General features: G+C 60.9%; 13 protein-coding genes. 8 read left to right on the forward strand and 5 right to left on the reverse strand.

The window, feature by feature from the left end; all coding sequences use genetic code 11:
- Nucleotides 1-8 precede the first annotated feature (8 nt).
- Together AC07UC_RS24500 and parC are read right to left on the reverse strand one after the other, a co-directional pair.
- Entirely contained in the window at nucleotides 9-1223 is a 1215-nt protein-coding gene (locus tag AC07UC_RS24500) for an AI-2E family transporter (RefSeq protein ID WP_494907674.1), read from the reverse strand.
- A gap of 251 nt (nucleotides 1224-1474) precedes the next feature.
- A complete protein-coding gene (parC, locus tag AC07UC_RS24505) occupies nucleotides 1475-3727 on the reverse strand; it encodes a DNA topoisomerase IV subunit A (protein ID WP_140767969.1) in 2253 nt (750 codons plus the stop codon).
- Between the two features lie 338 nt (nucleotides 3728-4065).
- On the opposite strand from parC, the gene AC07UC_RS24510 reads away from it, so the two are divergent.
- Nucleotides 4066-5256, forward strand: a complete 1191-nt coding sequence (locus AC07UC_RS24510) for an aq_1923 C-terminal domain (protein WP_202322988.1) — start codon at nucleotides 4066-4068, stop codon at nucleotides 5254-5256.
- 117 nt (nucleotides 5257-5373) lie between these two features.
- Here AC07UC_RS24510 and aspS read toward each other — a convergent pair whose 3' ends face one another.
- Nucleotides 5374-7164: an aspartate--tRNA ligase gene (aspS, locus tag AC07UC_RS24515; RefSeq protein WP_494908981.1), complete on the reverse strand. Its 1791-nt coding sequence runs from the start codon at nucleotides 7162-7164 to the stop codon at nucleotides 5374-5376.
- A gap of 198 nt (nucleotides 7165-7362) precedes the next feature.
- Complete coding sequence (locus AC07UC_RS24520) at nucleotides 7363-7971, reverse strand: invasion associated locus B family protein (RefSeq protein ID WP_281406800.1); 609 nt, start codon at nucleotides 7969-7971, stop codon at nucleotides 7363-7365.
- Nucleotides 7972-8201: 230 nt separating this feature from the next.
- Here AC07UC_RS24520 and AC07UC_RS24525 point away from each other — a divergent pair, with 230 nt between their 5' ends.
- The 6 genes from AC07UC_RS24525 to AC07UC_RS24550 all read left to right on the forward strand — a co-directional run bounded on the left by AC07UC_RS24525 (nucleotide 8202) and on the right by AC07UC_RS24550 (nucleotide 15701).
- Complete coding sequence (locus AC07UC_RS24525) at nucleotides 8202-8564, forward strand: hypothetical protein (protein WP_494907675.1); 363 nt, start codon at nucleotides 8202-8204, stop codon at nucleotides 8562-8564.
- Between the two features lie 220 nt (nucleotides 8565-8784).
- The gene (locus AC07UC_RS24530) at nucleotides 8785-9639 is read left to right on the forward strand and encodes a CsgG/HfaB family protein (protein ID WP_140767980.1); all 855 of its coding nucleotides are present in this window, start codon (nucleotides 8785-8787) and stop codon (nucleotides 9637-9639) included.
- 303 nt (nucleotides 9640-9942) lie between these two features.
- A complete protein-coding gene (locus AC07UC_RS24535; RefSeq protein WP_494907676.1) occupies nucleotides 9943-14277 on the forward strand; it encodes a beta strand repeat-containing protein in 4335 nt (1444 codons plus the stop codon).
- A 70-nt stretch (nucleotides 14278-14347) separates the two neighbouring features.
- The gene (locus tag AC07UC_RS24540; protein WP_494907677.1) at nucleotides 14348-14740 is read left to right on the forward strand and encodes a hypothetical protein; all 393 of its coding nucleotides are present in this window, start codon (nucleotides 14348-14350) and stop codon (nucleotides 14738-14740) included.
- A 44-nt stretch (nucleotides 14741-14784) separates the two neighbouring features.
- Nucleotides 14785-15390: a hypothetical protein gene (locus AC07UC_RS24545; protein WP_494907678.1), complete on the forward strand. Its 606-nt coding sequence runs from the start codon at nucleotides 14785-14787 to the stop codon at nucleotides 15388-15390.
- A gap of 44 nt (nucleotides 15391-15434) precedes the next feature.
- Complete coding sequence (locus AC07UC_RS24550) at nucleotides 15435-15701, forward strand: curli assembly protein CsgF (RefSeq protein ID WP_140767987.1); 267 nt, start codon at nucleotides 15435-15437, stop codon at nucleotides 15699-15701.
- A 60-nt stretch (nucleotides 15702-15761) separates the two neighbouring features.
- Here AC07UC_RS24550 and AC07UC_RS24555 read toward each other — a convergent pair whose 3' ends face one another.
- Nucleotides 15762-16130: a hypothetical protein gene (locus AC07UC_RS24555; RefSeq protein WP_494907679.1), complete on the reverse strand. Its 369-nt coding sequence runs from the start codon at nucleotides 16128-16130 to the stop codon at nucleotides 15762-15764.
- Between the two features lie 482 nt (nucleotides 16131-16612).
- Between AC07UC_RS24555 and AC07UC_RS24560 the strand changes: the two genes are divergently transcribed.
- The gene (locus AC07UC_RS24560) at nucleotides 16613-17857 is read left to right on the forward strand and encodes an MFS transporter (RefSeq protein ID WP_494907680.1); all 1245 of its coding nucleotides are present in this window, start codon (nucleotides 16613-16615) and stop codon (nucleotides 17855-17857) included.
- Nucleotides 17858-17872 lie beyond the last annotated feature (15 nt).

The following is a 17872-nucleotide window of genomic DNA, read 5'->3' on the forward strand; positions in this document are numbered from 1 at the left end:
TTTCGGGATCAGGCGCTGGCCTTCTTTGCCGCGCCAGGTTCCGGCAGGACCTCGATCTGTGGGCTGGCCTCGATCTCGGCCGCCGAGCCGGCGGCCAACTCGTCGACCAGTTCCACCTCGCGCAGCCACTCGCGCCAGATGGCGACCAGCAGCGCCATCAGCACCGGACCGATGAACAGGCCGAGGAAGCCCATGGTCTTGACGCCGCCGATCAGGCCGAAAAAGGTCGGCAGGAAAGGCAGTTTTATCGGTCCGCCGACAAGCTTCGGGCGCAGCGTCTTGTCGACGATGAACAGTTCGACCGCACCCCATAGGAACAGCGCCAGGCCGGCCATGGGCGAGCCGCTGGCCGCGAGGTAGATCGAGACAAGGGTGAAGGACAAAGGTGCGCCGCCGGGGATGAGCGCCATGACGCCGGTCAGGGCACCGAGCGTCACCGGCGACGGCACGCCGGCCAGCCAGTAGGCAATGCCCAGCACCAGCCCCTCGCCGATGGCGATGACGGTCATGCCGGTCACGGTCGAGGAGATCGTCGCCGGCACGACGCGCGAAATCCGCTCCCATCTGGTCGGCAGGATGCGCTCGCCAAGGCGGTCGACCTGGCCGGCAAAATGCTCGCCATCGCGGTAGGCGAAAAACAGTGCGATCATCATGAACAGCAACGTCAGGAGCAGACCAAAGGCACTGCCGCCGGCGGCGAGCGCGCCACGATAGATACTGCCGATATTGGCGCCGCTGACCAGCTGGATCAGTTCACCAATGCCGCCGGGATGCCCGAAATTGGTCGTCCATTGCTCGTTCAGCCAGTCGCCGATGACAGGCATGGTCGCGATCCAGTGTGGCGTGGTCGCACCATGCCGGTTGGTCTCGATCGCCCAGGCCACCCACTCGCGCACCTCGTTGATCGCATAGGTGCCGGCAAGCGCGATCGGTATCACCAGGAAGGCAAGGATGAACAGGATGGCAAAGGTGGCGGCGACGGTGCGGTTACCGCCAACGCCGGCAAGCAGCCGCTGGTAGAGCGGCCAGCTGGCGAAAGCGATGACAAGCGCGGCCAGCACCGGGAACAGGAAGCCGTGGAAGAAGTAGACGCCCGCGGCGACGATCAGCACCAGCAGCCAGCGCGCCGCCGACAGCGGCGGAATGACAGCCGACCGCAACGGCGTCGACAGGCCGAACAGGCGCTGCTGCCGTTCCGGTTTCTGGATCCTGGATTCCTTCAAACGCCCGTGTCTCCCAAACACCCTTCTCCGTTATGCACTGATATAGTGCAGCAATCGTGACGATACTCCAAATGATTGGGTGGCGTCTCTTCCTTCTCCCTTGTGGGAGAAGGTGGATCGGCGCGTAGCGCCGAGACGGTTGAGGGGTGTTCCAGCGGAGTGAGACGTTGGTGCCAAGCTGGAGCACCCCTCATCCGACCTCGCTTCGCGAGGCCACCTTCTCCCACAGGGGGAGAAGGAAGAAGGCTCAGCTACCCGAACTTGCCCGTCCTCGGGAAACCCTTAGGCACCATACGCCCTGCCGATGCCCGGGCGCCGATCCATTCGGCCAGTTCCTCGCGCGACCTTGTGAAGGTGCGGTCGGCCGAATCCTGCCAGGACAAGCCCGTCTCCAATGTGAACGGCTTGAGATCAAGCAGGCCGCCATCCTTGTATTTCTGCAGCCGCACGCCCTTGCCGCGGCCCATTTCCGGAATTTCGGAGAGCGCGAACACCAGCATCTTGCGGTTCTCGCCGACGATGGCGAGATGATCGCCGGTGACCGGCACGCAGCGCTTGGCTTCGTCCGGCGCCTTGACGTTCATCACCTGCTTGCCCTTGCGGGTGTTGGCGACCACTTCCTCCTCCGGCACGATGAAGCCGTTGGCGTCATGCGAGGCCAGCAAAAGCTTGCGCTTGGGATCGTGGACGAAGGCGGTGACGATGTCCTGGTCATTGTCCATGTCGACGATGATGCGGATCGGCTCGCCATGGCCGCGTCCGCCTGGCAGCCGATCGGCGCCGATGGTGTAGAACTTGCCGCCAGTGGTGAAGACCAGCACCTTGTCGGTGGTCTGGGCATGGAAGGCGAGCTTCAGGCTGTCACCTTCCTTGAAGGTGAGTGTCGAAAGGTCGGCCAGATGACCCTTCATGGCCCTGAGCCAACCCTTCTCCGAAACCACCACGGTGACCGGCTCGCGCTCGATCATGGCGTGGGCGATATCGGTCAGGTCGTGCTCGGGCGCATCGGCGAACTGGGTGCGGCGCTTGCCGATTTCCGTCTCCGGGCCGAATTTTTCACGCAGATTGGCGACTTCCCACTTGATCGTCGACCATTGCTTGGCATCGGACGCCAGCAGCGCCTCGATCTGCTTCTTCTCCGCGCTCAGGCCATCGAATTCCTTGCGGATCTCGAATTCTTCCAGCTTGCGCAATGCGCGCAGGCGCATGTTGAGGATGGCCTCAGCCTGGGTGTCGGTGAGCGACCAGCGGGCCATCATCACCTGCTTGGGCTCGTCCTCCTCGCGGATGATCTTGATCACCTCGTCGATGTTGAGATAGGCGATCAGGTAGCCGGCAAGGATTTCCAGCCGCCGTTCGATCTCGCCGAGGCGATGTTTCGAGCGGCGGATCAGAACGTCGCGGCGGTGGTCCAGCCATTCCTGCAGCACGCCCTTGAGGGACAGGACATTTGGCACCTTGCCGCGTGACAGCACATTCATGTTGAGCGGGAAGCGGCTTTCGAGCTCGGTGAGCTTGAACAGCGATTCCATCAGGATGCCCGGATCGACAGAACGGCTCTTGGGGACCAGCACGACGCGGATGTCCTCCGCGCTTTCGTCCCTGACGTCCTCGAGCAGCGGCAGTTTGCGCGCCATCAGAAGCTCAGCGATCTTTTCGATCAGCCGCGCCTTCTGCACGCCATAAGGGATTTCGGTGACAACGATGCTCCAGGTGCCCCTGCCCTGGTCCTCCTGGCTCCATTTCGAACGCACGCGAAAACCACCACGGCCGGTCTCGTAGGCTTCGAGGATGGAGGCGCGGCTGTCGACGATGATGCCACCGGTCGGGAAATCCGGGCCTTGGACGAAATCCATCAACTTCGCCACCGACGCATCCCGATGCTCGATCAGATGCAATGCCGCGTCGCAGAGCTCGGCCGCATTGTGCGGCGGGATCGATGTCGCCATGCCGACCGCGATGCCGGACGAGCCGTTGGCCAGGAGGTTCGGGAAGGCGCCGGGGAGCACCACCGGCTCCTCGTCCTCTTCATTGTAGGTCGGCCGGTAGTCGACGGCGTCCTCGGTGATGCCGGCGAGCAATTCGGTCGCCACGTCGGTCATGCGCGCTTCGGTGTAGCGCATGGCGGCGGCGTTATCGCCGTCGATGTTGCCGAAATTGCCCTGACCGTCGACCAGGGGGTAGCGCATCGAAAAATCCTGCGCCAACCGCACCAGCGCGTCATAGATCGACTGGTCGCCATGCGGGTGGAACTTGCCCATCACCTCGCCGACGATACGCGCGCATTTGGCGAAGCCCTGGTCGGGGTTGAGACGCAGCAGGCGCATGGCGTGCATGATGCGGCGGTGGACCGGCTTCAGTCCGTCGCGAACGTCGGGCAGCGCCCGGTGCATGATGGTCGACAGCGCATAGGCAAGATAGCGCTCTTCCAGCGCCTTCTTCAGATCGACCGGTTCGATGTGATCGCCACCGCCATCTTGAGGCGGCAAAAGCCTTTTTCCCATGGGCTGGGACTAGCCGAGCGGGTGATTCGCGGCAAGAGGCGCGCGCCCGGCCGGTCGACTTGCGTGCTTTTCTGCAACAGGAAACCGCAAGGTCGCACTTGCCGGCCAACATCAATCTGTTACACGCCGCATCTATTGCGAAGCACGATAACGCTCGACGGCCCGACCTTCATGCCAAATTCACCGCATTCTCAAATGGCGTTCGGATCGGGTTTGCCTTTCACCGCGATTTTTGACCATTGTGCCGGGACATGCCTTTTTCCCGTCCAGTTCGTCACGGAATGGTGATGGCGCGAAGAATTGAAAAACAATTTCAGGACACTCTCAGGGACCTTGCGATGACAATCAAACGCTCAACTCTCCGGAAATTCGCTCTTTCGACCTTCCTGTTCACACTGCCGCTGAATGCGGCCCTTGCCCAGGACGCGGCCGTTGCCGATCGGCTGAAGGCGGCGCTGGCGGCTCAGGGCGTGAACATTTCCTGGACCGGCGTGACCGGCGACAACACCAGCATGGTGCTGCAGGGCGTGTCCATCAAACCGGCGGCGGAAAAGGAAGCCCTGCCGATCGGCGACGTCAAGCTCGAGGGCGTGACCGAGGCCAATGGCGGCTACGACATCGGCACCGTCTCGACCTCCCCCTTCGAACACAGCAAGGATGGCGTCACCCTCAACCTGAGCCCCTTCGTCATCCACGACATGACGGTTCCGGCCGAAGGCGCCACCGGCCCGCTGGGCTCGCTGCTGATGTACAAGTCGGCCGAACTTTCCAACATGACGGTCAAGGTCGCCGACAAGACCGCCTTCTCGATGGACGGGCTTGCCATCCAGATCACGCCGCCCGCGGACGGCAAGGAGATGGAATTCACCGGCAATACGGAAAAGTTCACGGCCGATCTCTCGCTGGTCGAGGATCCCAAGTCCAAGGAAGTCATCGACGCGCTCGGCTACCAGAACATCTCCGGCAATCTCGCAATGGCCGGCACCTGGCAGCCCTCGGACGGCAAGATGGAACTGTCGAAATATGACATCTCCGTCGAAAATGCGGGCACGCTCGGCATGACCTTCGATCTCGGCGGCTATACGTTGGACTTCGTCAAGTCGCTGCAGGAGATGCAGAAGAAGATGGCGGCTCAGCCGGAAGGCGCCGACAATTCGGCGCAAGGCATGGCCATGCTCGGCCTCTTGCAGCAGCTTTCCTTCAACAGCGCCTCGATCCGCTTCGACGACGATTCGCTGACCGGCAAGGTGCTGGAATATGTCGGCAAGCAGCAAGGCATGTCGGCCAAGGACATCGCCAACCAGGCCAAGGCGATCGTGCCGTTCGGCATGGCGCAGCTCAACAATCCCGAACTGACGGCGCAGGTGACGGCAGCGGTCAGCAAATATCTGGACGACCCGAAGAGCCTCGAAATCTCGGCCGAGCCGCCGGCATCGGTGCCGTTCGCGCTGATCATGGCGGGCGCCATGTCCAACCCGCTCGATCTGCCGAAGACGCTCGGTGTGGCCGTAAAGGCCAACGAAGACTGATCGAACGGCCTCAAGATACGAAAATAGCCCGGCAGCGATGCCGGGCTATTTTTTTGGATTAGTGAATCAAAAGAATCGGTTCGGACGGTTCTTTAAAGTGCCGTCCGAAGCTTGCGATCAGGCGTCCTTCTTAGTCGGCGCGACACGCAGGGCCAGTTCGCGAAGCTGCTGCGGCGAGGCTTCCGACGGTGCACTCATCAACAGATCATAGGCCTGCTGGTTCATCGGGAACATCGTGATCTCGCGCAGGTTCTTGGCGCCAACCAGCAACATGACGACGCGGTCGACACCCGCCGCCATGCCGCCATGCGGCGGCGCGCCGTACTGGAAGGCGCGGTAGAGGCCGCCGAAACGCTCCTCCACCGTGGCGCGGTCCAGCCCGACCGTCTCGAACGCCTTGACCATGGTTTCGGGCAGGTGGTTGCGGATGCCACCGCTGGCGATCTCGAAGCCATTGCAGACCATGTCGTACTGGAACGCCTTGATGCCGAGCAGATCCTCGCCGTTTAGCGCGTCGATGCCGCCCTGCGGCATCGAGAACGGGTTGTGGGCGAAGTCGATCTTCTTCTCCTCCTCGTTCCATTCGAAGAACGGGAAGTCGACGATCCAGCACAATTCGAAGCGTTCGCGGTCGACCAGGTTCAGTTCCTCGCCGGCGCGCGTGCGCGCCGCTCCCGCGAAGGAGACGAACTTCTTCGGGTCGCCGGCGACGAAGAAGGCGGCGTCGCCGTCGGCAAGGCCGAGTTGCTGCCGGATCGCCTCGGTGCGCTCCTCGCCGATGTTCTTGGCGAGCGGGCCGGCGCCTTCGAGCTTGTCACCCTCCTTGCGCCAGAAGATGTAACCCAGCCCCGGCTGGCCCTCGCCTTGCGCCCAGGAGTTCATGCGGTCGCAGAAGGCGCGGCTGCCGCCGGTCTTGGCGGGAATGCCCCATACCTCGGCCTTCGGGTCGTTGGCCAGGATGTTGGCGAACACCTTGAAGCCGGAATCGCGGAAATGATCGGAGACGGCCTGCATCTCGATCGGGTTGCGCAGGTCCGGCTTGTCGGAGCCGTATTTGCGCATGGCGACATCATAGGGAATGCGCTGGAACTTCTGCGTCACCGGCTTGCCGTTGGCGAAGGTCTCGAAGACCGCGCGGAGGACGGGCTCCATCGTATTGAGCACGTCGTCCTGCTCGACGAAGCTCATTTCGAGGTCGAGCTGGTAGAATTCGCCGGGCAGACGGTCGGCGCGCGGATCCTCGTCGCGGAAACAGGGCGCGATCTGGAAATAGCGGTCGAAGCCCGACACCATGATCAGCTGCTTGTACTGCTGCGGCGCCTGCGGCAGCGCGTAGAAGGTGCCGGGATGGATGCGCGACGGGACGAGGAAGTCGCGCGCACCTTCCGGCGACGAGGCAGTCAGGATCGGCGTCGAGAATTCGGTGAAGCCGACATCGTTCATGCGCTTGCGCATCTCGGCGATGATTTTCGTGCGCGCCACGATGTTCCTGTGCAGCGTGTCGCGGCGCAAGTCGAGGAAGCGGTACTTCAGCCTGATGTCCTCGGGATAGTCCGGCTCGCCGAACACCGGCAGCGGCAATTCCTTGGCCGCCGACAGCACCTCGATCTCGCGGGCGAAAATCTCGATCTCGCCAGTCGGCAGGTTGGCGTTGACCGTCTCCGGCAAGCGCGCCTTGACCTCGCCATCGACGCGGATGACCCATTCGCCGCGCACGGTCTCGGCGACCTTGAAAGCAGGCGAATCGGGATCGGCAACGATCTGGGTCAGGCCGTAGTGATCACGCAGGTCGATGAAGAGCAGGCCGCCATGGTCGCGCACGCGATGCACCCAGCCCGACAGGCGGACGGATGAGCCGACATCGCTCTTTCTCAACTGGGCACAGGTATGGCTGCGGTAACGGTGCATGGTCATTGGTAAAGTCCGGGGTGCTGGGTGGCAGGCCGAAGCATCAAAGCCCGGCCCAAAATTTGCGCGAAAAGCGCATGGGAGGCCGGATTTGTCAAGGCGAGCACCCGCGCGCGCCCTCACCCACCCGAGCCTCCGGCATCATGGAGCCAAGGCGGGTTCGTCAGTCACGCAACGTTATGCGCCACCACCGTCCGATCAGTTGGTGGTGCTGATCGATGCGTAGGCTTCGGCAAAGGATTTAGCCGGCAATGGCAGCTTGATGGCCTGGCCATCCGACGAATAGATGAGTGCGGCGCCATCGGTGCCTTTCTGCAATGCCTCTATGAGCGGTTGCGGCACCTCACCCTCGACAAGACATCCTTGCGCCGTGCAGCGGCTGATCGGGAAGGCGTTGCTATACGCGCCGACCTTGATCGTCACGCCCTTCTCGATGGCGAGACCGAGCGGCACGGCCATTTGCATCCGGGCGCCGCCTTTCGCCGGCCTGGCAATCCCCAACACCAGCGCGATCTGATCGCCGACGGCGGAACGCACGATGACCTGGCAATTCGGCTTGGCCGCTTTTTCCAAGCATTCTGTCTTCCATGTCCCAAAAACCGACGCGGCCTTGGCCGGCTGAGCCTCGCGAGCGGCAGGAGCTTCGGCTTTTCGCGCGCGCGGTGCGGCCAAGGGAGCATTCAAAACGGGCTGTTGATCGGACGGTGCCTTGTCGGGCAGGCCAATTTGCCGTTCCGGTACGATCGGCTCGACGATCGTGTCCAGGCCCTGGCGGCCTTGGGATTGTGCAAAGGCCGGAACGGACATCGCGGTAAGGAAAAGAGCGGACAAGACATAAATCGGGCGCATCATCGTCAGATCCTGCTTTAGTATGAGTGAGTTGTTTAGGCTACTCTAATGCCAAACAAGCAGAACAGCCAGCCGCTTCGACAGCCAGCTTGACAGGGTGTCATCGAGGGATGACTTTCTGGCCAGGACAATAGAATTTCGTCCAGCTACAACACTTGTAGAGCAAGAACCGAGGGGAGAGTTTCAGCTTGGATCGATTTTTCGGGAAGGCGTTCATCCTCGCCATGTCAAGTATCATGGCGGTATCCGCCGCTTCGGCCGATGCCTATGTCAACCAGCTTGACCAGAGCACAGGCGGCCAGGGGCTACAACAAATGAGCACGGGCACCGGGCCGGCCTATATCCAGCAACTGCCCGCGGATTCGCGCCCTGCGGTCGTTCGCCCGCAGAGAAACCGACCGAATGCAGCCGCCCAAAGCCGGGCGCACGAACTGGCGGCCAGGAAACGGTTTGCCTATCCCAATGTCGGCCCTGGTGTTTCGTTGGCACTGGCGGCCGCAAACGCCGACAAGCAGATGCCGACAGTCGGTCGTGGTGTCGTGAAGCGTTGATCAAATAAAAGGTGAATTACAGCTAATTTAATTATTGCTAATATATGTTTTATAGCCTCGAAAACCGCCCATTTCAAAAAAAGTCAGCCACAAATTAACGTTAAATCGCGCTAAAGTAGCAAATACTCTTGTAACCCCCCAGGCGAAACGCTAATGCTTAATAGGGCGTTAACGCAGGAGTGGCCGGATTTAGTCGGTCACGTGCGTGGGGGGAATATAAATGCATTCATTCAAGGTTGCGGGCCTTTTGGCCCTCACTGGCCTTGTGTTGTCAGGTTGCCAAACCGGCCAACAACTGCCGACACCTCCCGCTCATCTCGAATCCCTGACCAAGACAACCCATAGATTGTCGGATGTTCCCGCACCGGCCGTGCCTGTGGATGTTGCCGTCTACGATTTCCCGGACTTGACCGGGCAAGCAAAGCCCAACGAGAACTTCGCAGAGTACAGTCGCGCGGTGACGCAAGGCGGTGCCAACATCCTGATCGATGTGTTGAAATCCGCTGGTCGCGGCAACTGGTTCCGGGTGGTCGAGCGCGGCGGATTGAAGAACCTGGTCCAGGAACGGACCCTGATTGAGAACACACAGCGTGCTTATGGGAAGGGACTGCCCAACCTTCCGCCTGTTCGCTTTGCCGGCCTGATCCTGGAAGGTGGCATTGTCGGCTATGACTCGAACGAGCAAACCGGAGGTGCGGGAGCGCGCTATCTCGGTATTGGTGGCGATGTAACCTACCGGTCCGATCTGGTGACCATATCGCTGCGGGCCGTGAGCGTGCAGACCGGCGAAATACTTGTCTCCACGACAACGTCCAAGCAGATCTATTCCTTCGAGGTTCGCGGTGGCGCCTATACATTTGCCGCGCCGACGGAGTTGCTCGAGGCCGAGATCGGAACGTCCTACAACGACCCGGGCCACCTGGCGGTGCGTGAAGGAATGGAACTCGCTGTCTATTCCCTCATCGTACAGGGAGTGAAGCAAGGCCTCTGGAAACTGAGTGACCAAAGCCGCGCCCCGGCACTCATCGGCGAATTCGCAAAGACCTATGCGAAGACAGAGCGACCCGGATCCTGAGGTCGTCGCCACCCGGATCCCACACGATCTCTTCAAATTGACAATCGCAAGTACAGACAAATCAAAAGTATTGTTAAAATTTTAAATTCTAATTCCGGCGAGATATCTGGATTAAATCCACGATTTGCGCGGCTGATTCGCCAATTCCTCTTCCCGCCATTTACCTATTAACGAATTTTTAACAAATTAGACTTGCGCTTCTCTGAAAATGCGTATTAGCTGACGCTTGGGAACCTGGCCGTTCGGACGGTCAGGTTGGGTCTATGGTTTGCTTCTAGAGCTCCATCAAAGGGGGATTATCGAATGACACGTTCCAAACTTTTCCGCGCCGGTCTCTTGGCCAGTGCCGCGATCATGCCGATGGCGGGAGCCGCCTTGGCCGACAACACCGCCTTCATCGGCCAGCTCAACAACAGCAATTTCGCTTACCTGTCGCAGGTAGGCTCGAACGATGGCTTTATCTACCAGCATGGTACGGGCAACTTCTTCCTGCCGCTCGATGGTTCCAACAACCCGACGGTAGCGCAAACCGGAACCAACCTTCTCGGCGTAGAGCAGCTCGGCGATGCCAATTTCATTGGCGGGGTGTTTCTCCAGACCGGCAACAACATCGCCGGCCTCGCCCAGTTCGGCGACCACAACCTGGTCAACCGATTCCTGCAGACCGGCGACAACCGTGGGGCCATCTTCCAGGGCGGTCACGCCAACCTTGCTCAGAACGAGCAGCAAGGCAGCCACAACGACACCGGCATCATCCAGCTCAATCCGGATTCGAACAAGGTCGGCAACTATGCCTTCAGCACGCAGCTGTCGGGTCCGAATGTCACCGCCTCCGATTCTTTCTCCGGCATTCTGCAGGGCGGTTCCAACAACGTTGCGTCGAACGCGCAGAGCCAACAGAAAGGCTCCACCGCGACCATCGCGCAGGGCGGCGAGAACAACCAGGCCTACAACAGCCAGTTCATCGACGCCTACAACACTGGTCCGTTGATCACTCAATATGATATCGGCCATGGCAACGAGGCCGGCATCGTGCAGGTCGGCAAAGACAATCTCGGCATCAACAGCCAGGATTCGAGCACCAGTGGGCTGGTCGCCATTGTCCAGGGCGGCGAAGGCAACAAGGGCTACAACCTGCACACAGGCGGCACCGACAACGACGCGGCCATCGCCCAGTTCGGCGACAACAACACGGCGACGAACCTCAGCCGTGACGGCGGCCACCTCAACACCGGCAACAAGGCCGGCATCCTGCAGGTCGGTAATAGCAACACTGCGGTGAACAATTCGAAGAACGGCTTCGGTGACGTCGCCGGCATCGTCCAGAATGGCGATGGCAATACCGCCTTCAACAGCCAGGTCGGCGCAGCGAACGACGTTGCTGTCCCGGGTGTTGGCACCACGGGCAACACTGCACTCATCCTCCAGCATGGCAACGGCAATGGCGCCACCAACCTGCAGCTTGCACAACTCGAGGGCGGCAACAACAAAGCCGGCATCATTCAGGATGGAACCAGCAACGCCGGCCTCAACACCCAGACCGGCGGTAAGAACAATGTCGCAGGCATTGTGCAGTTCGACAGTTCGAACACCGGCATCAATACCCAGACGGGAGGTGTCGACGCCACTGCGCTGATTGTTCAGGGCGGCACCGGCAACTTCGCCTCCAACACCCAGACCAATGTCGACCCGACTTCCGCGGTAGTCATCCAAGGAGGTACCGGCAACATCGGAACTAATCTCCAGGACAGCGCGGTCAATTCCGAAGCGGCGATTGTCCAGGCAGGTACGACCAATTTCGCGTTCAACACCCAGGATATCTACACCGGACCAGGAGGGCCTGTGACGGGCAGCTACTTGAGTGCCGGGATCGTCCAGGTTGGCACATCCAACTTTGCGACCAACGCACAGCAAGGTGCCCACAACAATGCTGGCATCGTCCAGGGCGGAACGACCAACGTTGCATCGAACGCACAGGTCGGCGCTGAACTGAACGCCGCTATTGTCCAGGGCGGCACGTCGAACGGTGCCGCCAACATCCAGAATTCCGGGTCCAGCAACGCCGCTATCGCCCAGTTCGGCACGTCGAATGTCGCTGTCAACAAGCAGACCACCACGGTGGCCGATGCCGCCATCCTCCAGGTCGGCAACGGCAATACCGCGAGCAACGAGCAGTTGAGGGGCGGCTCGAACTTGTCCGGTCGCGTCGCGAACAAAGCCGCGATCGTACAGATTGGCGACGGCAACAAGGCAGCCAACCTGCAGACCGATGGCTTGGCCAATCAGGCTGGCATCGTTCAGGGCGGCAGTTCCAACGTGGCGGCCAATGCACAAACCGGCGGCAAAGCCGATGCGGCCGCCATTGCGCAGTTCGGCGATGGCAATATCGCCGGGAACACACAGGTCGATGTGGTCGGGACTTTCGTGGACACGTCCAACTCGGCCGGCATTGCCCAGTTTGGCAATTTGAATGAAGGCTACAACGTTCAGACGGCGGGCACCGGCAATGGCGCAGGCATATTGCAGGTCGGCGTCGGAAACACCCTTGCCGATCACAATCTGGCCGGCAATTCTCAGACCGGTGGCTCGAACAACCACGCCGGCATCGTGCAGATCGGCGCGGACAATCTTGGCACCAACACCCAGACTGGCGGTTCGGATGCGACGGCGCTGATCCTTCAGGGCGGCACCGGAAATATTGCAGCCAATTTGCAGACCAATGTTGATCCAACATCGGCCCTGATCGTTCAGGGCGGCACCGGCAACGTCGGTGCGAACACCCAGACTACGGTCGTCGACTCGGATGCGACCATCGTTCAGTTCGGTACGGGCGGGCTGTCCAATGTCGCCTTCAACGTGCAGAACGGCGTCATCGACTCCAGCGCCTTCGTCGCCCAGTTCGGCAGTGGCAACGGCGCCGTCAACACCCAGCAGGCCGGCAGTTCGGACGTCAAGGCAGCCATTGTCCAGGCTGGGAACGGCAACGTGGCAGCCAACACCCAAGGCGGAACAAGCGCATATAATGTTTCTGTGCCAACAGCCGCCACCGTCTACAACGCCGGCATAGACGCGTTGTCTACCAAGAAAAAAGTCTACGCACCGTTCAGTTTCGTTGGAACAGGTGCCGCACCTGCGGTGGATTCCGGCGCCTTAGTTGCTCAGGTGGGAGACAACAATCAGGCCGCGAATGTTCAGATCGGCCAATTCAAGCCCGCAATACCTGCGACCTACACTGCGACCTACCAGAAGTGGAAGCGGTCCGCTCCTTGGAATGCATGGGCTCTTGATGGGGCTGCAGGAACCGAAAGTCTGCCAGTCCCACTTGCGCTGCAGTCGGCCGGAGGCACGACCCCCGCCATCGCCTCCAACGCCATTATTGGGCAGTTCGGCGACAACAACATCGCGTCCAACAGCCAGATCGCTACATCTGGCGCCGACGCAGCGTCGGTCCAGATCGGCGATCACAACGGGGCCATCAACCAGCAGACGCTGACGGTCGACTCGGCCGCCGCCAATCTGCAGGTCGGTGACGGCAACGCTGCCATCAACACGCAGACACTGACCGCCAGCTCCAATGCCGCAACCGTCCAGGTCGGCGACGGCAACGGTGCGGTCAACACGCAGACGGGCACCGCCGACTCGCTCGCCGTCATCGCTTCCATCGGCGATGACAACAGCGCCGGCAACGTCCAGACTGGCACGACTTCGGCCAATGCCGCCGTCGTCCAGTTCGGCGATAACAACACCGCCTTGAACACGCAGACTGGCGCCACCGACGCACTTGCCGCCGCTGTCCAGATCGGCAACGGAAATGCTGCTGCCAACACTCAGCAGAATGGCAGCTCGCAGGTTGTGGCTGCCATCGTGCAGGACGGCAACGACAACACCGCGGCCAACGTGCAGGGTGCAAAGACCGTAACCCTGGAAGTTCTGGGAGTGCCGGTGTCGACCGCTGATTCACCCGCAACGCTGTCGGCCGCGGCTATCGTACAGTCCGGAGATGACAACAAGGCGTTGAACGTTCAGGGCGGTTCGATCGACGTGACATCTGGCCCGCTTGGAGCCGTTAGGCTGCCTGGACCTGCTGCCGGCTCGGTGGCCGGGATCGCCCAGTTCGGCGATAACAACGACGCGGCGACGTTCCAACTAGCGAGCGCTGGCGCGTTGTCTGCAACGCTTCAGATCGGCGACTTCAATACATCTGCAACCGTGCAGTCCGGTGTCGTCGGTGTAGCTGCGCTGACGGCTCAGAATGGCCAGCACAACACTGCGGCGACCACTCAACATCTTGCCGCGGGAGCGACGTCCGCCACGATCCAGAATGGCAACAACAACTCGGCCAGTACCTACCAAACGGGCTTGGGCAGTTCGTCCTTGATCGTGCAGGATGCGAGCAACTCAGGAGCAGCCGTAGCGCAAAGCGGCTCCTCGCAGTCGTCGCTTGTTGCTCAGGCTGGCGACTACAGCTTCGCCTACATCATCCAGGATGGCAGCTCGAACAACTCGACAGTGCTGCAGAACGGCATCGGTGCCGGGTCGAACCCGAACATCGCCTCCGTCACCCAGCACAACAGCGGCAACAACTCGCTGGTCTTCCAGTCCGGTCGCGGCAACGTCGCCGCGGTCGTGCAGAACTAGACTTGCAACGATGTGGGGCGCTTCGGGCGCCCCACATCCCTTTCAACCCGACAGGCAAGAGAGGCTGCGGATGGCTTGGAAAACCGGCTTTCTGGCAAGTGCCCTTGTTCTCGGCGGCAACACCGGTGCTTTTTCCATGGATAGCCAGACCCTTGACGCCAGGATCGTCGACCGTCGCGTCGTGAAGTGCGGCGTCACGATCGAAAGCGGCGCCATGACCAGGATCAGGCCGTTTATCGAAACGAGCGAGAGCGTCGCCGGCAAGTTCGCCATCACGGTGCGTGGCCGGTCGGGGACGAACACGAATTTCACCAGCCAGACCGTCAGTTTTCCGGGCAACAACCTGATCGCCATCGGACAGCCGAGCAGCATCAGCATCGAGATGGTCGCCACATCCGGAGGCACGGAACTATGCCGACTCTCGGAAAATATCGACTTCGACGCGCCGGGCACCCGGACCTGACAAGCTTGCAACCGCACGCCTTCGGGCAGCGCAAGGAGAGACAGATGGGTAAACTGGGCAGATGGAGCAAGGCGCTTGGGCGCGCCGCGGCCGTTTCGGTCTTTGCGCTGGTTGCAGCGTCTGCTTCGGCCGAGGACCTGCTGGTCGAGAATTCGCCGGACGCCAAGGCCACCCTCAATGTGCTGATGCAGCCAATCAGCCCGTTCATCCTGGGCCAGGCGCAGACCACAACATCGATCGCGCAGATCGGCGATACCAACCACGCCATGTCTTCAATCGACGGCGCCAGCAACCTGTCCTCGATCAACCAGGCCGGCAGCAACAACCGCGCGGTCCAGTCGATCCAGGGCAGCAACTCCGCGCTTCTGCTGGTACAGGGCGGCACCAACAACAATGTGCTGCAGGCCAGCCAGGGCGACCGGAACTTCCAGCTTGTCGGCGTTTCTGGCAACAACAACAGCGTAGCCTTCCTGCAGAAGGGAAACGACCTCGCAGGCGCTCTCGATGTGACCAATGCCAGCAATTCTACCGTCCTGGCAATCCAGACGCCACAATCCGGAAACTACCTGATGCCCACGGGCCTTCGCGGCTTGCAAAATGCGGTCGTCGTCATTGTTCCGGGCCGCATGTATGTCATTCCCAAGAAGTGATGCGGTTGGCCGCTGATTGATCCTAGTGAAGAAGGAGATTGACTATGTTACGCACCATCGTGCTCGCCGCTGGCATCGCGGCAATCGCCGCGATCGGAACCTCCACGGCGTCGGAACTCGTCTACAAGCCGGTCAATCCGACCTTCGGCGGCGATCCGCTGAACGGTAATTGGCTGCTTTCGCAGGCGACGGCGCAGACGGCGGGTGGCGGCTCTCCGGGATTCTCCATCGATTTCCCCGATTTCGGTGGCATCCCGCAGCCCAATCCGGATCCGACGGATCTGCCTCCCGTCAACGGAACGGGTAACTGAACCCCAACTGGAATCGAAAAGGCCGGGAAAGACCCGGCCTTTTGCTTGAAGTTGGCGAATTCAGCGCTGGTGGATGATCGCCACGTTGCCGCGTCCCTGCTGGAAAATCAGCGCCTGATGGCCTGAGCCGCTCTGCGTGATGGAGGCGGTGTTTTCCAAGCCGATCTGGCGGATGAGCCCGACATTGCCGACGCCATCCTGGGTGATCGAGGCATTGTTGGTATCGCCATCCTGCCATACCAATCCGAGATTGCCTTGGCTCGGCCGCAAGGCAGACATCGCCGTAGCCACCTGGAACATCGGCTTCACGATGTCTTCCGTGCTCATTGTTGCGAATGAGCGCGAATACGAACCGGATCCGATCTGATTTACGTAAGCCGGAGAATAAAAGTCCGACGCCTGTACATTTCCAGACAGCAATGCTGCCATGGCAACCGCATATATTGTTGTTTTTATTTTCATGTCCCTGCCCTCTGTTATGAAGCAGACGATACATGACATGCGATAATTTAGCGTTTAGCGCCATGATGTGTAATTCGTTAAAATTTCGAGGTGAATTTTATGTAGTGTCCAGCGATAGCGATGTCGGCTTGAGCCACGCAGTTCGGTCCGCCCAAGGCTTTCGAGCGAGGTGCCGTTGAAGATCGCATGCCTATCCTCAGCGACGTTTAGCAGGATGTTGTGGATACGGTTGCCATACGGCGGCTGAAGACCGTCGACACCCCCGGGCGCAGAACGTTCATTCCCCGCAGGCACTGTCCGGGAGCGGGCTGAATGGAAAGGCATCTGTCAAATCGCATACGGCGATTCTCTAAATCCGTGGGCTCGCATCCTGAACAGCGCGGGAATTGCCGCTGGCATTGATGGAGGCAATGGTTCAAGAAGGGATCACTGATACGTGATCGCCTTTCATGTCCTCCATCCGCCCGCTGATCCCGCTTCTTCTCGCCGCAGGCATCCTGCTCGGCGGCAATGGGCTGCAGAGCACGCTGATCGCGCTGCGCGGCGCGCAGGAGGGGTTTTCCGCTTCCGACATCGGCCTGATGGGCACTTTCTATTTCGCCGGCTTCCTGCTCGGCTGCCTGGCCATCACCCGCATCATGAAGGCGGTCGGCCATATCAGGGCGTTTTCGGCGCTGGCCGCGATCGCCTCGGCCGGCACCCTGATGCTGGTGCTGGTCCTCGATCCGGTGATGTGGTGCGCGGTGCGCTTTGCCGGCGGCTTCTGTTTCGCCGGTTTGTTCACCATCGTTGAAAGCTGGCTGAATTCCGGCGTCAGCAATCACGACCGCGCACGCGTGCTGGCGATCTACCGGATGGTCGACACCGGTTCCGTAACCGGCGCTCAGTTCCTGATTCCGATCTTCGGCGCCGGCGGCTTCACCATCTTCGCCATCATGTCGATCATGATCACGCTGTCGCTGGTGCCGGTGTCGCTCGGCGACCGCTCCAACCCGACGCCGCCGGAGGAGGTCAAGCTCGACCTGGCGCGCGTCTGGCGCATTTCGCCGCTGGGTTGCTTCGGCTGCATTGCCGTCGGCGTCACCAACAGCGCCTTTCGCACCTTGTCACCGGTCTATGCCGAGCAGATCGGCATGTCGGTCGCCGATGTCGTTACCTTCGTCAGCGTCGGCATCTTCGGCGGCGCCATCATCCAGTATCCGCTGGGCTATCTGTCCGACCGCTGGGACCGGCGCCGGGTGCTGTTGATGACGACCTGCTGCGCAATGCTTTCGGCATTGGCGCTGGTGTTCATCGCCGGCAGCAATCCGCTGCTTAACTTCGTCATCATCTTCATCTTCGGCTGTTTCGCCATGCCGCTCTATTCGCTGTCGGCCGCGCATTCCAACGACCGCGCCGACACAGGCGAGTTCGTGCTGATCAATGCGGCGCTGATGCTGTTCTACTCCTTCGGCGCCATTGGCGGTCCGTTCGCGGCCTCCACGGCGATGCAGTATTTCGGGCCGAGCGCGCTGTTCGTGTTCAGCGCCATCGTCTATGCGATCTTCATCGCCGTCATCCTCTACCGCATGCAGGCCCGGTCCGGCGTGCCCCTTGGCAAACGCAGCCGCTTCACCGCTCTGTTGCGCACCTCCACCATTTTCGCGCGGCTGGCCAGACGGAATGGTGATTCAGACGACCCGGGAAGCCCATGATGGAGGCGCCAAAGC

The sequence above is a fragment of the Mesorhizobium sp. GW821-FHT04C10 genome, assembly GCF_059420305.1.

Excerpts from the sequence above, each read along its gene's own strand:
- AC07UC_RS24520 (WP_281406800.1), bottom strand. The coding sequence starts at position 7,971 with ATGTCCGTTCCGGCCTTTGCACAATCCCAAGGCCGCCAGGGCCTGGAC.
- parC (WP_140767969.1), bottom strand. The coding sequence starts at position 3,727 with ATGGGAAAAAGGCTTTTGCCGCCTCAAGATGGCGGTGGCGATCACATC.
- AC07UC_RS24535 (WP_494907676.1), top strand. The coding sequence starts at position 9,943 with ATGACACGTTCCAAACTTTTCCGCGCCGGTCTCTTGGCCAGTGCCGCG.
- AC07UC_RS24555 (WP_494907679.1), bottom strand. The coding sequence starts at position 16,130 with ATGGCAGCATTGCTGTCTGGAAATGTACAGGCGTCGGACTTTTATTCT.
- AC07UC_RS24560 (WP_494907680.1), top strand. The coding sequence starts at position 16,613 with ATGTCCTCCATCCGCCCGCTGATCCCGCTTCTTCTCGCCGCAGGCATC.
- AC07UC_RS24550 (WP_140767987.1), top strand. The coding sequence starts at position 15,435 with ATGTTACGCACCATCGTGCTCGCCGCTGGCATCGCGGCAATCGCCGCG.
- AC07UC_RS24510 (WP_202322988.1), top strand. The coding sequence starts at position 4,066 with ATGACAATCAAACGCTCAACTCTCCGGAAATTCGCTCTTTCGACCTTC.
- aspS (WP_494908981.1), bottom strand. The coding sequence starts at position 7,164 with ATGCACCGTTACCGCAGCCATACCTGTGCCCAGTTGAGAAAGAGCGAT.
- AC07UC_RS24545 (WP_494907678.1), top strand. The coding sequence starts at position 14,785 with ATGGGTAAACTGGGCAGATGGAGCAAGGCGCTTGGGCGCGCCGCGGCC.
- AC07UC_RS24530 (WP_140767980.1), top strand. The coding sequence starts at position 8,785 with ATGCATTCATTCAAGGTTGCGGGCCTTTTGGCCCTCACTGGCCTTGTG.
- AC07UC_RS24540 (WP_494907677.1), top strand. The coding sequence starts at position 14,348 with ATGGCTTGGAAAACCGGCTTTCTGGCAAGTGCCCTTGTTCTCGGCGGC.